The sequence below is a fragment of the Pseudocitrobacter sp. 2023LY-00077 genome, assembly GCF_055796175.1.
Window position 1 is genome coordinate 20,345 of the sequence record NZ_JBSPEI010000010.1, and the last position, 16,288, is coordinate 36,632.

Consider the following 16,288-nt stretch of genomic DNA (forward strand, 5'->3'; position numbering starts at 1 on the left):
CAGGCACGCGCGGCGGAGTAATACTGCGCCGCGAATCGGCTTATCAGGAGGAAACGATGACAGGGAAAGTCTCAGCAGGGCCGCACGATGCCTTTTTTCGCCAGGTGATGACACAGCCCGATGCGGCGCGCGATTTTCTGGATATTCATCTTCCGCAAGATGTACGCGCGATGTGTGATTTAAGTACGCTCCAGCTGGAGTCCGGTAACTTTATTGAAGACGACTTACGCGCCCGCTATTCCGATGTGCTGTGGTCGGTGCAGATGAACCAGCAAAAAGGCTACCTGTATGCGTTGATTGAGCATCAAAGTAAACCGGATAAACAGATGACCCAACGGCTGATGCGTTACTCGCTGGCGGCGATGCAGCGCCATGTTGAAGCGGGTCATGAAACGTTGCCGGTGGTTGTACCGATTCTGTTCTACCACGGCGCGACGCGGCCTTATCCCTACTCGATGTGCTGGTTTGATGCATTTTCCGATGCGGAGCTGGCAAAGCGGATCTACACGGCTCCCTTTCCGTTAGTTGATATTACCGAAGTCCCGGATGACGCGATTCTTACCCATCGGCGGATCGCGATTCTTGAGTTCCTGCAAAAGCATATCCGTCAGCGCGATCTCATGGCCCTGACGGCATCGCTGGTCAAGCTTTTACAGGCGGGATACACTTCGGATAGTCAGCTGCGAACCGCGCTGACGTATATCCTACAGGTCGGTTTCACCGAAGATAAAAGCGCATTTTTTCGCGAACTGGCGGAAGGCGTATCGCAGCAGGGAGAGGTTATCATGACATTGGCTGAGGAACTGAGACAGGAAGGTCTTGCGCAGGGGCTTGAACAAGGAATTGAACAAGGTCTGGTGCAAGGCCTGGAAAAAGGCCGTGAAGAAGCCACGTTCAAAATCGCTCAGGCGATGATCGCAAGCGGTATCGATCGGCTACAGATTTTACAGCTGACGGGGCTTTCGGAAGAGATGCTGGAAACGCTGGCGCGCTGATGTCGGATATCGCTCCTGCCCGCAGGCAGGAGCCACAACGATTAGTGAGATTCACCAATCGGCAGTACGGTGCGGCCAAACTGTTCGTTCAGCACTTCACCCATCGCCAGGTAGATGGCGCTGGCGCCACACACCAGGCCAATCCAGCCTGCAACATGAACGATGCTTTCATTATCCACCAGGTGGCCGATTGCCAGCAGGGCAAACAGTACGGTCAGGCTCAGGAAGACGAACTGCAACGCGCGCGCGCCTTTCAGCGTACCGAAGAACATGAACAGGGTGAAGACGCCCCACAGGCCCAGGTACACACCCAGGAAATGAGCGTCAGCCGCATCGGCCAGACCCATTTTCGGCAGCAGCAGAATCGCGACCAGCGTCAGCCAGAAGGAACCGTAAGAGGTAAAGGCGGTTAAACCGAAGGTATTGCCTTTTTTAAATTCCAGCAGGCCGGCAAAAATTTGCGCGATACCGCCGTAAAAAATGCCCATCGCCAGGATGATGCCATCCATCGGGAAAAGCCCAATATTGTGCAGGTTCAGCAAAATAGTGGTCATGCCGAAACCCATCAGACCCAGCGGAGCCGGATTAGCCAACTTAGTGTTGCCCATAATTCCTCAAAAAAATCATCATTAAATGGTGAAATAATTTTCCCGCGCAACGATACAGGCAGCGGGGCGCGGCATAATAATCAGGCGAAGTGTGGCTGTCTATGATCTGATCAGGGGAAAATGAAATATTTCCCCCTTTTATCATTGATGCGCGCTTAACCGCGCGTTTTCGATGATTCGCCGCAGGCAGGCGATGCGCAATACGGCGGGGATCGTCACCCGATAAGCGCTGCCGCTCATGGCTTTTACGCCGTTGACTGCCGCGCCGACCGGGCCTCCAAGACCCGCACCGCGCATCATGCCGTGGCCAATGACGCTGACGGCGGCATGAGTACGCAAAATATGGCCGAGTTGATCCCCTAACAGGTGTGAAACCCCGTGCGCCAGCTTCGGTGACTGGATAAGCTGTGGTAACAGGGTTTCAAGCTCATGAACTCTGCATTCTACGGCTTCCAGAAAGCGTCCCTTCTGTGCGTCGGTCATTTTTTTCCAGCAGCTGCGGATAAAATGGGCCAGCAGTTCATGCTCAATTTCCCAGGTGGACATGGTTTTGTCCGGTTTCAGACTCAATCGCTTAGCGACGTCTACCAGAATTGCGCGATACAGCTTCCCGTGCCCGCGAAATTTATTGGCGATGCTGTCTCCGCCAAAATGCTGGAGTTCACCGGCAATTAATTGCCAGTTTTGCCGATGTCGCGCCGGATGGCCGTCCATCGCCATAAACAGTTCGTTATGCAACAGGCCGCTGGATAAACGGCGTTTACCTTTTTCATTATGGGTTAGCAACCGGGCAAAGCTTTCCAGTTGCTCCTCGCTACAGTGTTGAAGAAACTGCAGATCGTCATCGTTGAGATAGGGGACGTTCATAAATTGCTGACTATTTAGTATGTGGAGGACAGACGATGTTAGTCATCGCCGATGATTTTCAGCGTCGCCATATCGGAGGAGTTCACCGTATGGCCGGAGAAGGTGATTTTTGACACGCAGCGTTTGTTGTCATTGTCGCTGTTAATATTGATCCACTCTGTCGTGACGCCTTCTTTCAGTTCGGATGGCACAGATAAACTCTGGCTGGCGCTTTTGGCCGCTTTAAAGTAGACGGATGCGCCGCTGAGCTGCGCATCACCGTGGTCGACGGTGATTTGGATACGCTTTACGACCCGGCAAACGGGTAACTTGAGTGTCAGATCGTTGGTTTCATTGCGGGGGAGCGCAATCACGCCCAACAGCTTGTGATCGTTGGCGTGGGCCGCGTTGACCAGCAGCAGGCTTAATAACAGGCTGGCGGAGGCATGGGTGAATGGCGTCATGATTATCCCTGGCATAAAAAGGTTTTATTCCTCGCAGGATAATGATTTCAATAAGTGGGAGTTGAGCTTTTAGTGCCTGTTTTGTTTTTATTATCAATCGGTTAATGAATATTTTTGACGTTATTAATTCATTTGATAAATAAACTCCCGCAAACATCGCTTTCTGTTTATCGCGTTTTTTTCCGCCGTCTGTTTAGCAATACAAAAAATTTTTTACCTTTCCCCCTTGATGGATGCGGTTACGACCCCATCTTGTAATCAACCGCAGTGGTGAGTCTGAAAAAAAACGATTCAGGGCAGTTGAAACGGCACGTTTCGCCCTTATTACAGATTCACAACCACATGTTGACCGAATTTTTAGTGGAGACGTTTAGATGGGTAAAATTATTGGTATCGACCTGGGTACTACCAACTCTTGTGTAGCGATTATGGATGGCACTACTGCACGTGTGCTGGAGAACGCCGAGGGCGATCGCACCACACCTTCTATCATTGCTTATACCCAGGATGGTGAAACTCTGGTTGGTCAGCCGGCTAAACGTCAGGCAGTGACAAACCCGCAAAACACCCTGTTTGCGATTAAACGCCTGATTGGCCGCCGCTTCCAGGACGAAGAAGTTCAGCGTGACGTTTCTATCATGCCGTACAAAATCGTTGCCGCAGACAATGGCGACGCATGGCTGGATGTGAAAGGCACCAAAACTGCACCGCCGCAGATCTCTGCTGAAGTGCTGAAAAAAATGAAGAAAACGGCTGAAGATTACCTGGGTGAACCGGTAACGGAAGCGGTTATCACCGTACCTGCATACTTTAACGATGCTCAGCGTCAGGCAACCAAAGATGCTGGCCGTATCGCAGGTCTGGAAGTAAAACGTATCATCAACGAACCGACCGCTGCCGCACTGGCTTACGGCCTGGATAAAGAAGTCGGCAACCGCACTATCGCGGTGTACGACCTGGGTGGTGGTACTTTCGATATCTCTATTATCGAAATCGACGAAGTTGACGGCGAAAAAACCTTCGAAGTTCTGGCAACCAACGGTGATACCCACCTGGGTGGTGAAGACTTCGATACCCGTCTGATCAACTACCTCGTTGACGAATTTAAGAAAGATCAGGGCATTGACCTGCGTAACGACCCGCTGGCCATGCAGCGCCTGAAAGAAGCAGCAGAAAAAGCCAAAATCGAGCTTTCCTCTGCTCAGCAGACCGACGTGAACCTGCCGTACATCACCGCAGATGCGACCGGTCCGAAACACATGAACATTAAAGTGACGCGTGCGAAACTGGAAAGCCTGGTTGAAGATCTGGTTAACCGTTCTATCGACCCGCTGAAAGTGGCTCTGCAAGATGCTGGCCTGTCCGTATCCGACGTTCAGGACGTTATCCTGGTCGGTGGTCAGACGCGTATGCCAATGGTTCAGAAGAAAGTAGCTGAATTCTTTGGTAAAGAGCCGCGTAAAGACGTGAACCCGGATGAAGCTGTGGCTATCGGTGCTGCGGTTCAGGGTGGTGTACTGACGGGTGAAGTGAAAGACGTACTGCTGCTGGACGTTACCCCGCTGTCTCTGGGTATCGAAACCATGGGCGGCGTGATGACTGCGCTCATCAACAAAAACACTACGATCCCGACGAAACACAGCCAGGTGTTCTCTACCGCTGAAGACAACCAGTCTGCGGTAACCATCCATGTGATTCAGGGTGAACGTAAACGTGCGTCTGATAACAAATCTCTGGGTCAGTTCAACCTGGATGGTATCAGCCCGGCACCGCGCGGCATGCCGCAGATCGAAGTCACCTTCGATATCGATGCTGATGGTATCCTGCACGTTTCCGCGAAAGACAAAAACAGCGGTAAAGAGCAGAAAATCACCATCAAGGCTTCTTCTGGCCTGAATGAAGAAGAGATCCAGAAAATGGTGCGCGAAGCGGAAGCGAATGCCGAATCTGACCGTAAGTTCGAAGAACTGGTTCAGACGCGTAACCAGGGTGACCATCTGCTGCACAGCACCCGTAAGCAGGTTGAAGAAGCAGGCGACCAGTTGCCAGCTGATGACAAAACCGCTATCGAGTCTGCACTGACTGCACTGGAAGGTTCTCTGAAAGGCGAAGATAAAGCCGACATTGAAGCGAAAATGCAGGCGCTGGCACAGGTTTCCCAGAAACTGATGGAAATCGCTCAGCAGCAGCATGCACAGCAGCAGGCTGGCGCAGCAGGCGCTGACGCTTCCGCGAACAATGCTAAAGATGACGACGTTGTCGATGCAGAGTTCGAAGAAGTAAAAGATAAAAAATAATCGCCCTTTGATTGGGTAATTACTGACACGGGCGAAGAGGGTTTCCTCTCCGCCCGTTCATGCATGTTAGGGGCAGATAAAAAACAATGGCAAAGCAAGACTATTACGAGATTTTAGGCGTTTCCAAAACAGCGGAAGAGCGTGAAATCAAAAAGGCGTACAAGCGCCTGGCCATGAAATATCACCCGGACCGCAACCAGGGTGATAAAGAAGCCGAAGCCAAATTTAAAGAAATTAAAGAGGCTTACGAAATCCTGACCGACGCGCAGAAGCGTGCGGCCTACGACCAGTACGGTCATGCTGCCTTTGAACAGGGTGGTATGGGCGGTGGCGGCGGCTTTGGCGGCGGCGCTGATTTCAGCGATATCTTTGGTGACGTATTTGGCGACATCTTCGGCGGCGGTCGTGGCCGTCAGCGTGCTTCACGCGGTGCCGACCTGCGCTACAACATGGAATTGACCCTTGAAGAAGCGGTCCGTGGTGTCACCAAAGAGATCCGTATCCCGACGCTGGAAGAGTGTGACGTCTGCCACGGCAGCGGTGCTAAAGCGGGGACCCAGCCGCAAACCTGCCCGACCTGTCATGGTGCAGGCCAGGTGCAGATGCGTCAGGGCTTCTTCGCCGTACAGCAGACCTGTCCGCACTGTCAGGGCCGCGGTACGTTGATCAAAGATCCGTGCAACAAATGTCACGGTCATGGTCGCGTTGAGAAAACCAAAACTCTGTCGGTTAAAATTCCGGCGGGTGTGGATACCGGCGATCGCATTCGCCTTTCTGGCGAAGGTGAAGCAGGCGAACATGGCGCACCAGCAGGCGATCTGTACGTTCAGGTTCAGGTAAAACAGCACGCTATCTTCGAGCGTGAAGGCAATAACCTGTACTGTGAAGTGCCGATTAACTTCGCCATGGCGGCGCTGGGCGGCGAAATTGAGGTGCCGACGCTGGACGGTCGCGTTAACCTGAAAGTGCCTGGTGAAACCCAAACCGGCAAACTGTTCCGTATGCGCGGGAAAGGTGTGAAATCTGTTCGCGGTGGTGCGCAGGGTGACCTGCTGTGCCGCGTAGTGGTAGAAACACCGGTTGGCCTGAACGACAAGCAGAAACAGTTGCTGAAAGAGTTGCAGGAAAGCTTTGGTGGCCCGACGGGTGAGAAAAACAGCCCGCGCTCTAAAAGCTTCTTTGATGGCGTGAAAAAGTTCTTTGACGATCTGACGCGCTAACGCTCTGCTTGCGCAGCAAAATCTGAAACCCCGTGCCTGCATGGGGTTTTTTATTTGTGCCAGGTCGGAGTGGCGTAGCGCATCCGGTAAAAGTAAACCTCGTAAAAACTGAATTATAATCCAGATATAAACTGATTTTGCCGATCTTTCTTTCACGATACCCTAGTTTAATCGATGAATAAGCAGTAAAAGAGAGAGTAAAAGTGAAACATTTACAGCGTTTCTTTCATAGTGATGCTTCTGGCGGGATTATCCTGATTATTGCGGCGACTCTCGCCATGCTTCTGGCTAATATGGGCGCGACCAGCGGTCTCTACCATGCGTTCCTGGACACGCCGGTCCAGTTGAAAGTGGGCGCCCTTGAAATCAATAAAAACATGCTGCTGTGGATCAACGATGCGTTGATGGCGGTCTTCTTCCTGCTGATTGGCCTGGAGGTCAAGCGCGAGATGGTTGAAGGCGCGCTGGCGACCCGTCGGCAGGCGATATTCCCGGTAGTGGCTGCGTTGGGCGGTATGGTGGTGCCGGCGCTGGTCTATCTGGCGTTCAACTTCCAGGATCCGATTGCCAGCAGCGGTTGGGCGATCCCGGCGGCGACGGATATCGCTTTTGCCTTAGGTGTGCTGGCGCTGCTCGGCAGTCGCGTGCCTGCGTCGTTAAAAATCTTCCTGATGGCGCTGGCGATTATCGATGACCTGGGCGCGATCGTTATTATTGCGCTGTTTTATACCCATGACCTGTCGCTGTTGTCCCTGGCGATTGCGGCGGCGGCCATTGCGGCGCTGGCGATTCTCAACGTCAGCGGCGTGCGTCGCACCGGGCTCTATATTCTGGTGGGCGTGATCCTGTGGACAGCGGTGCTGAAATCGGGCGTGCATGCCACGCTTGCCGGGGTGATTGTCGGCTTCTTTATTCCGCTGAAAACGGAAAACGGTAAATCACCGGCCAAACAGCTGGAGCATGTGCTGCACCCCTGGGTGGCGTTTATGATTCTGCCGCTGTTCGCTTTTGCCAATGCGGGCGTATCCTTGCAGGGCGTGACGCTGGAAGGGTTAACCTCGCTGCTGCCGCTGGGCATTATCGCCGGTCTGTTTATCGGTAAGCCGCTGGGGATTTCCCTCTTCTGCTGGCTGGCGCTGAAACTCAAGCTGGCGCGTTTGCCGGAAGGGGCAAACTTCTCGCAGATCATGGCGGTTGGTTTGCTGTGCGGTATCGGCTTTACTATGTCTATCTTTATCGCCAGCCTCGCGTTTGGCGCGGTCGATCCAGAGCTGATCACCTGGGCGAAACTGGGCATTCTGCTGGGCTCGCTGCTGTCGGCAGTCGTGGGATACAGTTTGCTGCGTATGCATCTGAAGCCGGAGCAGGCATAATTAGCGTGAATGATTTGCCGGATGGCTACGTTGCCATCCGGCGCGATAACATTTCAGGGAGGAAACCACAGATGTCGCACATTAACTACAACCATCTCTACTACTTCTGGCATGTTTACAAAGAAGGCTCTGTTGTCGGTGCCGCCGAAGCGCTGTACCTGACGCCGCAGACCATCACTGGGCAAATCAAAGCCCTTGAAGAGCGTTTACAGGGCAAGCTTTTCAAACGCAAAGGGCGTGGCATTGAGCCGAGCGAACTGGGTGAACTGGTGTTTCGCTACGCCGATAAGATGTTCACCCTGAGCCAGGAGATGCTCGATATCATCAACTACCGCAAAGAGTCGAATTTGCTGTTTGATGTGGGCGTGGCGGATGCACTGTCAAAACGGCTGGTTAGCGGTGTGCTGGACGCGGCCGTCGTGGAAGATGAACAAATCCATCTGCGCTGCTTTGAATCGACACATGAGATGCTGCTGGAGCAGCTCAGCCAGCATAAGCTGGATATGATTATCTCCGATTGTCCGATCGATTCCACCCAGCAGGAAGGGCTGTTTTCGGTGAAGATTGGTGAGTGTGGCGTCAGTTTTTGGTGCATGAATCCGCCGCCGGAAAAATCGTTTCCCGCCTGCCTGGAGGAGCGTCGTTTGCTAATACCGGGTCGCCGCTCGATGCTTGGGCGCAAGCTATTGAACTGGTTTAACACCCAGGGGCTGAAGGTCGAAATCCTCGGCGAGTTTGACGATGCGGCATTGATGAAAGCGTTTGGCTCTGCGCACAATGCGATTTTCGTGGCACCCACGCTTTACGGGCATGATTTCTTTGCCGACGAGAGCATTATCGAGATTGGCAGGATGGAAAACGTCATGGAGGAGTACCACGCTATATTTGCTGAGCGAATGATTCAGCATCCGGCGGTGCAGCGGATTTGTAACCGGGATTATTCTGCGCTATTTGCGCTTCCGCAATAAAACGCAGACGTAAAAAAACCCGCACGAGGCGGGTTTTTTCAACAAAGCGATAACAAGCAGGCGATTAAGCCAGTTTGTTGATCTGAGCGGTCAGGTTTGCTTTATGACGCGCAGCTTTGTTTTTGTGGATCAGACCTTTAGCAGCCTGACGGTCCACGATCGGTTGCATTTCGTTAAATGCTTTAACTGCAGCAGCTTTGTCGCCAGCTTCGATTGCTGCGTATACTTTCTTGATGAAAGTACGCATCATAGAGCGACGGCTTGCGTTGTGCTTGCGAGCCTTTTCAGACTGAACGGCGCGCTTCTTAGCTGATTTGATATTAGCCAAGGTCCAACTCCCAAATGTGTTCTATATGGACAATTCAAAGGCCGAGGAATATGCCCGTTTAGCCTTCTTTTGTCAATGGATTTGTGCAAATAAGCGCCGTTAATGTATCAACGCTTCATTACGTATTGATGGCGCAGGATTCTACCAGCTTGTGGGCGACGAATACAGCCTTTCCGGCATAAAATTCGCACGACCGGCACAGATTTTCTTGCCTTTTATCGTGATGCTGATGAAATCATTGTCTCTTTCCCTGTACAAGGTGCAATCGCCGGTTAACGTCGCTTGCTGTACAAGGTATACTTTGGCGATTTTCACTCTTTTGAGCCAGACATGAAGCTGATACGCGGCATACAAAATCTCAGTCAGGCCCCGCACGGGTGTGTGCTGACCATTGGAAATTTCGACGGTGTGCATCGTGGCCACCAGGCGTTGCTACAGGGTCTGCGTGCCGAAGGGCGTGCGCGTAATCTGCCTGTCGTGGTGATGATTTTCGAACCGCAGCCGCTGGAGCTGTTTGCGGGCGATAAGTCCCCCGCGCGTCTGACGCGTCTGCGTGAAAAGCTGCGCTATTTGGCTGAGAGCGGTGTTGATTATGTCGTCTGTCTTCGTTTTGATCGCCGCTTTGCCGCGCTGAGCGCACAAGACTTTATCCGCACCCTGCTGGTGAAGCGTTTAGGCGTCCAGTTTTTGGCTGTGGGTGATGATTTCCGCTTTGGCGCTGGTCGTCAGGGTGATTTCTTGTTATTACAGAAGGCGGGCGCTGAGTTTGGCTTTGATGTCACCAGCACACAAACCTTCTGCGAGGGCGGTGTACGCATCAGCAGCACCGCTGTGCGCCAGGCGCTGGCGGATGACCAGCTCGAACTGGCTGAAAATTTACTGGGGCATCCTTTTACTATCTCCGGACGCGTGGTGCACGGCGATGAGTTAGGACGCACCATCGGTTTCCCGACGGCGAATTTACCGCTGCGTCGTCAGGTCTCCCCGGTTAAAGGGGTTTATGCGGTAGAAGTGACGGGGCTTGGCGACAAAGTGTATACCGGCGTTGCCAATATCGGTACCCGCCCAACGGTGGCTGGCGTGCGCCAGCAACTGGAAGTGCATCTGTTGGACGTTGTAATGGACCTCTACGGTCGCCATATAGACGTTATCCTGCGTAAAAAAATACGCAATGAGCAGCGATTCGCGTCGCTGGATGAGCTTAAAGCGCAAATCGCGCGTGACGAATTAACGGCCCGCGAATTTTTTGGGCTTTCAAAACCGGCTTAATGCCTGAATACGTACGTTTAAATACGGAATCGAGAATCTAATGAGTGACTATAAATCTACCCTGAATTTGCCGGAAACAGGGTTCCCGATGCGCGGCGATCTCGCCAAGCGCGAACCGGGAATGCTGGCGCGTTGGACCGAAGATGACCTGTACGGCATCATTCGTGCCGCGAAAAAGGGCAAAAAAACCTTCATTCTGCATGATGGCCCTCCATATGCGAATGGCAGCATTCATATTGGTCACTCTGTTAACAAGATTCTCAAAGACATTATTATTAAGTCCAAAGGTCTGACGGGTTACGACTCTCCGTACGTGCCGGGCTGGGACTGCCACGGTCTGCCAATTGAGCTGAAAGTCGAGCAAGAGTTCGGTAAGCCGGGCGAGAAGTTCACCGCCGCAGAATTCCGCGCCAAATGCCGTGAATACGCAGCGGGTCAGGTGGATGGTCAGCGTAAAGACTTCATCCGTTTGGGCGTGCTGGGCGACTGGCAGCACCCGTACCTGACTATGGATTTCAAAACCGAAGCCAACATCATTCGTGCACTCGGTAAAATCATCCATAACGGCCACATGCTGAAAGGCGCGAAGCCGGTTCACTGGTGCGTTGACTGCCGTTCCGCGCTGGCTGAAGCGGAAGTGGAATACTATGACAAAACCTCTCCGTCCATCGACGTGGCCTTCCACGCGGTTGACGCGGATGCGGTAAAAGCGAAATTCGGTGTTGCCAACGTCAACGGGCCGGTTTCCCTGGTTATCTGGACCACTACCCCGTGGACGCTGCCAGCAAACCGCGCAATCTCGCTTTCCAAAGAGTTCGACTACGCGCTGGTGCAGGTTGATGGCCAGGCCGTTATCGTGGCGAAAGATCTGCTCGATGGCGTGATGAAGCGTATCGGCGCGGCAGATTATACCGTGCTGGGGACCGTAAACGGCGCAGAGCTTGAACTGATGCGTTTCCAGCACCCGTTCATGGGCTTCGACGTGCCGGCAATTCTGGGCGACCACGTTACGCTGGACGCGGGGACCGGTGCGGTACATACCGCCGGTGGTCACGGCCCGGACGACTACACCATTAGCCAGAAATATGGTCTGGAAATCGCTAACCCGGTTGGCCCGGACGGCGCTTACCTGGCGGGTACGTACCCTGGGCTGGACGGCGTTAACGTCTTCAAAGCGAACGATAAAATCGTTGAGCTGCTGCAAGAGAAAGGCGCACTGCTGCACGTAGAAAAAATGCAGCACAGCTACCCTTGCTGCTGGCGTCACAAAACGCCGATCATCTTCCGTGCGACCCCGCAGTGGTTCATCAGCATGGATCAAAAAGGCCTGCGTATTCAGTCGCTCAAAGAGATCGACCGTATCGAGCAGGAAGGTCTGGCGAAAGAAAATCTGAGCGGTTGGATCCCGGCATGGGGTAAAGCGCGCATCGAATCCATGGTGGCGAACCGCCCTGACTGGTGTATCTCCCGTCAGCGTACCTGGGGCGTGCCAATGTCGCTGTTCGTGCATAAAGACACCGAAGAGCTGCATCCGCGTACCACTGAACTTATCGAAGAAGTCGCAAAATACGTTGAGAAAGACGGTATTCAGGCGTGGTGGGATCTCGACCCGCGTGAGCTCCTCGGTGACGACGCAGACAACTACGTGAAAGTGCCGGATACCCTGGACGTCTGGTTTGACTCCGGGTCTACCAGCTACTCCGTGGTTGATGCGCGTCCGGAATTTGGCGGCCATACGCCGGATATGTACCTGGAAGGTTCTGACCAGCATCGCGGCTGGTTCATGTCTTCCCTGATGATCTCCACGGCGATGAAAGGCAAAGCGCCTTACCGTCAGGTACTGACCCACGGCTTCACCGTGGATGGTCAGGGCCGTAAGATGTCTAAATCCATCGGTAACACCGTTTCTCCGCAGGACGTGATGAATAAACTCGGCGCGGATATCCTGCGTCTGTGGGTGGCATCGACCGACTACACCGGTGAAATGGCCGTTTCTGACGAAATCCTGAAACGTGCTGCCGACAGCTATCGTCGTATCCGTAACACCGCGCGCTTCCTGCTGGCGAACCTGAACGGGTTCGATCCGCTGAAAGACATGGTGAAACCGGAAGAGATGGTGGTGCTGGATCGCTGGGCGGTTGGCTGTGCGAAAGAAGCGCAGGAAGACATCCTGAAAGCGTACGAATCCTACGATTTCCACGAAGTGGTACAGCGTCTGATGCGCTTCTGCTCCGTTGAAATGGGCTCGTTCTATCTCGACATCATCAAAGACCGCCAGTACACCGCGAAAGCAGACAGCGTAGCGCGTCGTAGCTGCCAGACTGCGCTGTACCACATCGCCGAAGCGCTGGTGCGCTGGATGGCGCCGATCATGTCCTTCACCGCAGATGAAATCTGGGGCTACTTGCCAGGCGATCGCGAGAAATACGTGTTCACCGGTGAATGGTATGAAGGCCTGTTTGGCCTGGGCGAAACCGAAGCCATGAACGACGGCTTCTGGGACGTTCTGCTGCAGGTGCGTGGCGAAGTGAACAAGGTTATCGAACAGGCGCGTGCGGATAAGAAAGTCGGCGGTTCTCTGGAAGCGGCAGTGACCCTGTACGCGGAACCAGAACTGGCGGCGAAACTGACCGCGCTGGGCGAAGAACTGCGATTTGTCCTGTTGACCTCGGGTGCCAACGTTGCGGAATATAACGCAGCACCTGTTGATGCTCAGCAGAGCGAACTGCTCAAAGGGCTGAAAGTGGCGCTGAGCAAAGCCGAAGGTGAGAAGTGTCCGCGCTGCTGGCATTACACCCAGGACGTCGGCAAGGTGGCGGAACACGCAGAAATTTGCGGACGCTGTGTCAGCAACATCGCCGGTGATGGCGAAAAACGTAAGTTTGCCTGATGAGTAAATCGATGTGTTCAACAGGGCTACGCTGGCTGTGGCTGGTCGTCGTCGTGCTGATTATCGATCTGGGCAGCAAATTCCTGATCCTCCAGAACTTTGCTCTGGGGGATACGGTACCGCTGTTCCCGTCGCTTAATCTGCATTATGCGCGTAACTATGGCGCGGCATTTAGCTTCCTCGCCGACAGCGGCGGCTGGCAGCGTTGGTTCTTTGCCGGTATCGCTATTGGTATCTGCGTGGCGCTGACGGTGCTGATGTACCGCTCGAAGGCCACTCAGAAGCTCAACAACATCGCCTATGCGCTGATTATTGGCGGCGCGCTGGGTAATTTGTTTGACCGCCTGTGGCACGGCTTCGTGGTCGATATGATCGACTTCTACGTCGGCGACTGGCACTTTGCCACCTTCAACCTGGCTGATAGCGCAATCTGCGTCGGCGCGGCGTTGATCGTGCTGGAAGGTTTCTTACCTTCCAAAGAGAAAAAAGCCGCATAAAAAAATGCCGGATGGCGCTTGCGCTAATCCGGCCTACAATTATTGCGATCCTTGTAGGCCCGGTAAGCGTAGCGCCACCGGGCAGACAGGCGGCGCCATTTTAAAGAGCAAACCTGCATGTCTGAATCTGTACAGAGCAACAGCGCCGTTCTGGTGCATTTCTCACTGAAACTCGATGACGGTTCTACCGCCGAATCGACCCGCAACAACGGCAAACCGGCGCTGTTCCGCCTGGGCGATGGCTCGCTCTCTGAAGGGTTGGAACAACATCTGCTGGGCCTGAAAGCGGGTGACAAAAAAGAATTTTCTCTGGAGCCGGATGCCGCGTTTGGCGTCTCGACGCCGGACCTGATTCAGTACTTCTCCCGCCGCGAATTTATGGATGCGGGCGAACCTGAAATCGGCGCAATCATGCTCTTTACCGCTATGGATGGCAGCGAGATGCCAGGCGTTATCCGTGAGATTAACGGCGATTCCATCACCGTTGATTTCAACCACCCGCTGGCAGACCATACCGTTCATTTTGATATTGAAGTACTGGAGATCGATCCGGTACTGGAGGTCTGAAATGCAGATCCTGTTGGCTAACCCGCGCGGCTTTTGCGCGGGGGTAGACCGCGCTATCAGCATTGTTGAAAACGCGCTGGCGATTTACGGCGCGCCAATCTACGTGCGTCATGAAGTGGTACACAACCGTTATGTGGTCGACAGCCTGCGCGAGCGTGGCGCGATTTTTATTGAGCAGATCAGCGAAGTGCCTGACGGCGCGATTCTGATTTTCTCCGCTCACGGTGTGTCTCAGGCTGTGCGCAACGAAGCGAAAAGCCGCGATCTGACCGTCTTCGACGCTACCTGCCCGCTGGTGACCAAAGTCCATATGGAAGTCGCCCGTGCCAGCCGCCGTGGTGAAGAATCCATTCTGATTGGCCATGCTGGTCACCCGGAAGTGGAAGGCACCATGGGCCAGTACAGCAACCCGGAAGGGGGAATGTACCTGGTGGAATCGCCGGAAGATGTCTGGACGCTGGATGTTAAAAACGACGCCAAACTGTCGTTTATGACCCAGACCACGCTCTCCGTTGACGATACGTCTGATGTGATTGATGCGCTGCGCAAGCGCTTCCCGAAAATCGTCGGCCCGCGCAAAGATGATATTTGCTACGCCACCACTAACCGTCAGGAAGCCGTGCGCTCGCTGGCGGAACAGGCTGACGTGGTGCTGGTCGTGGGTTCGAAAAACTCCTCGAACTCCAACCGCCTGGCGGAACTGGCACAGCGAATGGGCAAAGCGGCCTATCTGATTGATGACGCGACGGATATCCAGGAAAAGTGGGTGAAAGACGCCGCCTGTGTCGGTGTCACCGCTGGTGCATCCGCGCCGGATATTCTGGTACAGAATGTCATTGCACGCCTGCAAACCCTCGGCGGCGGCGAAGCGATTCCACTGGAAGGCCGCGAAGAGAACATTGTCTTTGAAGTGCCGCGCGAGCTGCGTGTGGATGTTCGTGAAGTCGAGTAAGTTATTCCCTTCATAAATATGACAATATGCCAGACTTAATGTCTGGCATTTTTTTATGGAGGAAATATGCGCCTGCCGATTATTCTCGATACCGATCCTGGCATTGACGATGCCGCTGCCATTGCGGCAGCTTTGTTTGCCCCGGAGCTGGATCTCCAGCTTATGACTACCGTTGCAGGCAACGTTTCCGTTGAGAAAACCACGCGTAACGCTCTCCAGTTGCTGCATTTTTGGGAGGCTAACATTCCGCTGGCTCAGGGTGCGGCAAAGCCGCTGGTGCGCCCGCTGCGCGATGCGGCCTATGTGCACGGGCAGTCCGGCATGGAAGGTTACGACTTTACCGAACATCAGCGTCAGCCGCTGGAGAAACCGGCGTTTATCGCCATTCGCGATGCGCTGATGCACTCACCTGAACCTGTCACGCTGGTCGCCATCGGCCCACTCACCAATATCGCGCTGCTGCTCTCTCAGTATCCGGAGTGCCAGTTTAATATCCGCCGCCTGGTAATTATGGGTGGTTCGGCCGGGCGGGGTAATTTCACGCCAAACGCCGAATTTAACATCGCTATCGACCCGGAAGCCGCTGCGCAGGTTTTCCAGAGTGGGCTGGAAATTGTGATGTGCGGCCTGGATGTGACTAACCAGGCCGTGTTGACACCGGACTATCTGGCAACGCTCCCGGCTCTCAATAAAACCGGCAAAATGCTGCATTCGTTGTTCAGCCACTACCGCAGCGGCAGCATGCAAAGCGGCCTGCGCATGCACGATCTCTGCGCTATCGCGTGGCTGGTGCGACCGGAACTGTTTACCCTGAAACCGTGCTTTGTCGCCGTCGAGACGCAGGGAACCTATACCGCCGGTACCACCGTGGTGGATATTGAGGACCGACTCGGCCAACCGGCGAATGTGCAGGTTGCGCTGGGGCTGGATGTGGAGGGGTTCCGTAAGTGGGTGGCGGAGGTGTTCCAACTTGCGCCCTAGGTGTCTTCTTACGCAGAGAATAATTCTGTTGGG

15 protein-coding genes and 1 pseudogene are annotated in these 16,288 nt (G+C 54.0%); 12 read left to right on the top strand and 4 right to left on the bottom strand.

All coding sequences use genetic code 11. The features are described from left to right. Nucleotides 1-56: 56 nt before the first annotated feature. Nucleotides 57-995: an Rpn family recombination-promoting nuclease/putative transposase gene (locus ACWWFX_RS13965; protein ID WP_473224072.1), complete on the top strand. Its 939-nt coding sequence runs from the start codon at nucleotides 57-59 to the stop codon at nucleotides 993-995. A 41-nt stretch (nucleotides 996-1,036) separates the two neighbouring features. Here ACWWFX_RS13965 and satP read toward each other — a convergent pair whose 3' ends face one another. The 3 genes from satP to ACWWFX_RS13980 form a co-directional block, all read right to left on the bottom strand. Further along, the gene (satP, locus tag ACWWFX_RS13970; protein ID WP_231825430.1) at nucleotides 1,037-1,603 is read right to left on the bottom strand and encodes an acetate uptake transporter; all 567 of its coding nucleotides are present in this window, start codon (nucleotides 1,601-1,603) and stop codon (nucleotides 1,037-1,039) included. A 141-nt stretch (nucleotides 1,604-1,744) separates the two neighbouring features. After that, a complete protein-coding gene (gene msyB, locus ACWWFX_RS13975) occupies nucleotides 1,745-2,470 on the bottom strand; it encodes an acidic protein MsyB (RefSeq protein WP_276221936.1) in 726 nt (241 codons plus the stop codon). A 38-nt stretch (nucleotides 2,471-2,508) separates the two neighbouring features. After that, a complete protein-coding gene (locus ACWWFX_RS13980) occupies nucleotides 2,509-2,913 on the bottom strand; it encodes a DUF2541 family protein (protein WP_370516875.1) in 405 nt (134 codons plus the stop codon). Nucleotides 2,914-3,287: 374 nt separating this feature from the next. On the opposite strand from ACWWFX_RS13980, the gene dnaK reads away from it, so the two are divergent. From dnaK to nhaR, 4 genes are all read left to right on the top strand, one after another. Next, nucleotides 3,288-5,210: a molecular chaperone DnaK gene (dnaK, locus tag ACWWFX_RS13985; protein ID WP_276221938.1), complete on the top strand. Its 1,923-nt coding sequence runs from the start codon at nucleotides 3,288-3,290 to the stop codon at nucleotides 5,208-5,210. An 86-nt stretch (nucleotides 5,211-5,296) separates the two neighbouring features. Beyond that, a complete protein-coding gene (dnaJ, locus tag ACWWFX_RS13990; RefSeq protein ID WP_015965988.1) occupies nucleotides 5,297-6,430 on the top strand; it encodes a molecular chaperone DnaJ in 1,134 nt (377 codons plus the stop codon). 203 nt (nucleotides 6,431-6,633) lie between these two features. Continuing rightward, entirely contained in the window at nucleotides 6,634-7,803 is a 1,170-nt protein-coding gene (gene nhaA / locus ACWWFX_RS13995) for a Na+/H+ antiporter NhaA (RefSeq protein ID WP_456147105.1), read from the top strand. A 71-nt stretch (nucleotides 7,804-7,874) separates the two neighbouring features. After that, complete coding sequence (gene nhaR, locus ACWWFX_RS14000) at nucleotides 7,875-8,771, top strand: transcriptional activator NhaR (protein WP_276221943.1); 897 nt, start codon at nucleotides 7,875-7,877, stop codon at nucleotides 8,769-8,771. A 64-nt stretch (nucleotides 8,772-8,835) separates the two neighbouring features. Here nhaR and rpsT read toward each other — a convergent pair whose 3' ends face one another. Beyond that, nucleotides 8,836-9,099, bottom strand: coding sequence for a 30S ribosomal protein S20 (gene rpsT, locus ACWWFX_RS14005; protein ID WP_041686324.1), 264 nt, complete (start codon nucleotides 9,097-9,099; stop codon nucleotides 8,836-8,838). Between the two features lie 106 nt (nucleotides 9,100-9,205). On the opposite strand from rpsT, the pseudogene ACWWFX_RS14010 reads away from it, so the two are divergent. From ACWWFX_RS14010 to rihC, 7 genes and pseudogenes are all read left to right on the top strand, one after another. After that, nucleotides 9,206-9,422: pseudogene (locus ACWWFX_RS14010) on the top strand (DUF2575 domain-containing protein). Between the two features lie 7 nt (nucleotides 9,423-9,429). Then, entirely contained in the window at nucleotides 9,430-10,368 is a 939-nt protein-coding gene (ribF, locus tag ACWWFX_RS14015) for a bifunctional riboflavin kinase/FAD synthetase (RefSeq protein ID WP_276221946.1), read from the top strand. Nucleotides 10,369-10,408: 40 nt separating this feature from the next. Beyond that, the gene (gene ileS / locus ACWWFX_RS14020; protein ID WP_473224073.1) at nucleotides 10,409-13,258 is read left to right on the top strand and encodes an isoleucine--tRNA ligase; all 2,850 of its coding nucleotides are present in this window, start codon (nucleotides 10,409-10,411) and stop codon (nucleotides 13,256-13,258) included. Next, entirely contained in the window at nucleotides 13,258-13,755 is a 498-nt protein-coding gene (lspA, locus tag ACWWFX_RS14025) for a signal peptidase II (RefSeq protein WP_041686323.1), read from the top strand. The genes ileS and lspA overlap by 1 nt, the downstream gene beginning before the upstream one ends. 117 nt (nucleotides 13,756-13,872) lie before the next feature. Further along, nucleotides 13,873-14,322 carry an FKBP-type peptidyl-prolyl cis-trans isomerase gene (gene fkpB / locus ACWWFX_RS14030; protein ID WP_473224074.1) on the top strand — a complete coding sequence of 150 codons (450 nt, stop codon included), beginning with the start codon at nucleotides 13,873-13,875 and terminating at the stop codon, nucleotides 14,320-14,322. A 1-nt stretch (nucleotide 14,323) separates the two neighbouring features. Then, nucleotides 14,324-15,274 (top strand): 4-hydroxy-3-methylbut-2-enyl diphosphate reductase, encoded by a 951-nt coding sequence (ispH, locus tag ACWWFX_RS14035; protein WP_473224075.1) that lies wholly within the window; start codon nucleotides 14,324-14,326, stop codon nucleotides 15,272-15,274. Nucleotides 15,275-15,340: 66 nt separating this feature from the next. Next, the gene (gene rihC, locus ACWWFX_RS14040) at nucleotides 15,341-16,255 is read left to right on the top strand and encodes a ribonucleoside hydrolase RihC (RefSeq protein WP_473224076.1); all 915 of its coding nucleotides are present in this window, start codon (nucleotides 15,341-15,343) and stop codon (nucleotides 16,253-16,255) included. Nucleotides 16,256-16,288 lie beyond the last annotated feature (33 nt).

Bases quoted from the DNA above. Each gene is read 5' to 3' on its own strand.
- msyB (WP_276221936.1), bottom strand. From the start codon at position 2,470: ATGAACGTCCCCTATCTCAACGATGACGATCTGCAGTTTCTTCAACAC.
- ispH (WP_473224075.1), top strand. From the start codon at position 14,324: ATGCAGATCCTGTTGGCTAACCCGCGCGGCTTTTGCGCGGGGGTAGAC.
- satP (WP_231825430.1), bottom strand. From the start codon at position 1,603: ATGGGCAACACTAAGTTGGCTAATCCGGCTCCGCTGGGTCTGATGGGT.
- ACWWFX_RS13980 (WP_370516875.1), bottom strand. From the start codon at position 2,913: ATGACGCCATTCACCCATGCCTCCGCCAGCCTGTTATTAAGCCTGCTG.
- rihC (WP_473224076.1), top strand. From the start codon at position 15,341: ATGCGCCTGCCGATTATTCTCGATACCGATCCTGGCATTGACGATGCC.
- nhaR (WP_276221943.1), top strand. From the start codon at position 7,875: ATGTCGCACATTAACTACAACCATCTCTACTACTTCTGGCATGTTTAC.
- fkpB (WP_473224074.1), top strand. From the start codon at position 13,873: ATGTCTGAATCTGTACAGAGCAACAGCGCCGTTCTGGTGCATTTCTCA.
- ileS (WP_473224073.1), top strand. From the start codon at position 10,409: ATGAGTGACTATAAATCTACCCTGAATTTGCCGGAAACAGGGTTCCCG.
- ribF (WP_276221946.1), top strand. From the start codon at position 9,430: ATGAAGCTGATACGCGGCATACAAAATCTCAGTCAGGCCCCGCACGGG.
- lspA (WP_041686323.1), top strand. From the start codon at position 13,258: ATGAGTAAATCGATGTGTTCAACAGGGCTACGCTGGCTGTGGCTGGTC.
- dnaK (WP_276221938.1), top strand. From the start codon at position 3,288: ATGGGTAAAATTATTGGTATCGACCTGGGTACTACCAACTCTTGTGTA.
- ACWWFX_RS13965 (WP_473224072.1), top strand. From the start codon at position 57: ATGACAGGGAAAGTCTCAGCAGGGCCGCACGATGCCTTTTTTCGCCAG.
- dnaJ (WP_015965988.1), top strand. From the start codon at position 5,297: ATGGCAAAGCAAGACTATTACGAGATTTTAGGCGTTTCCAAAACAGCG.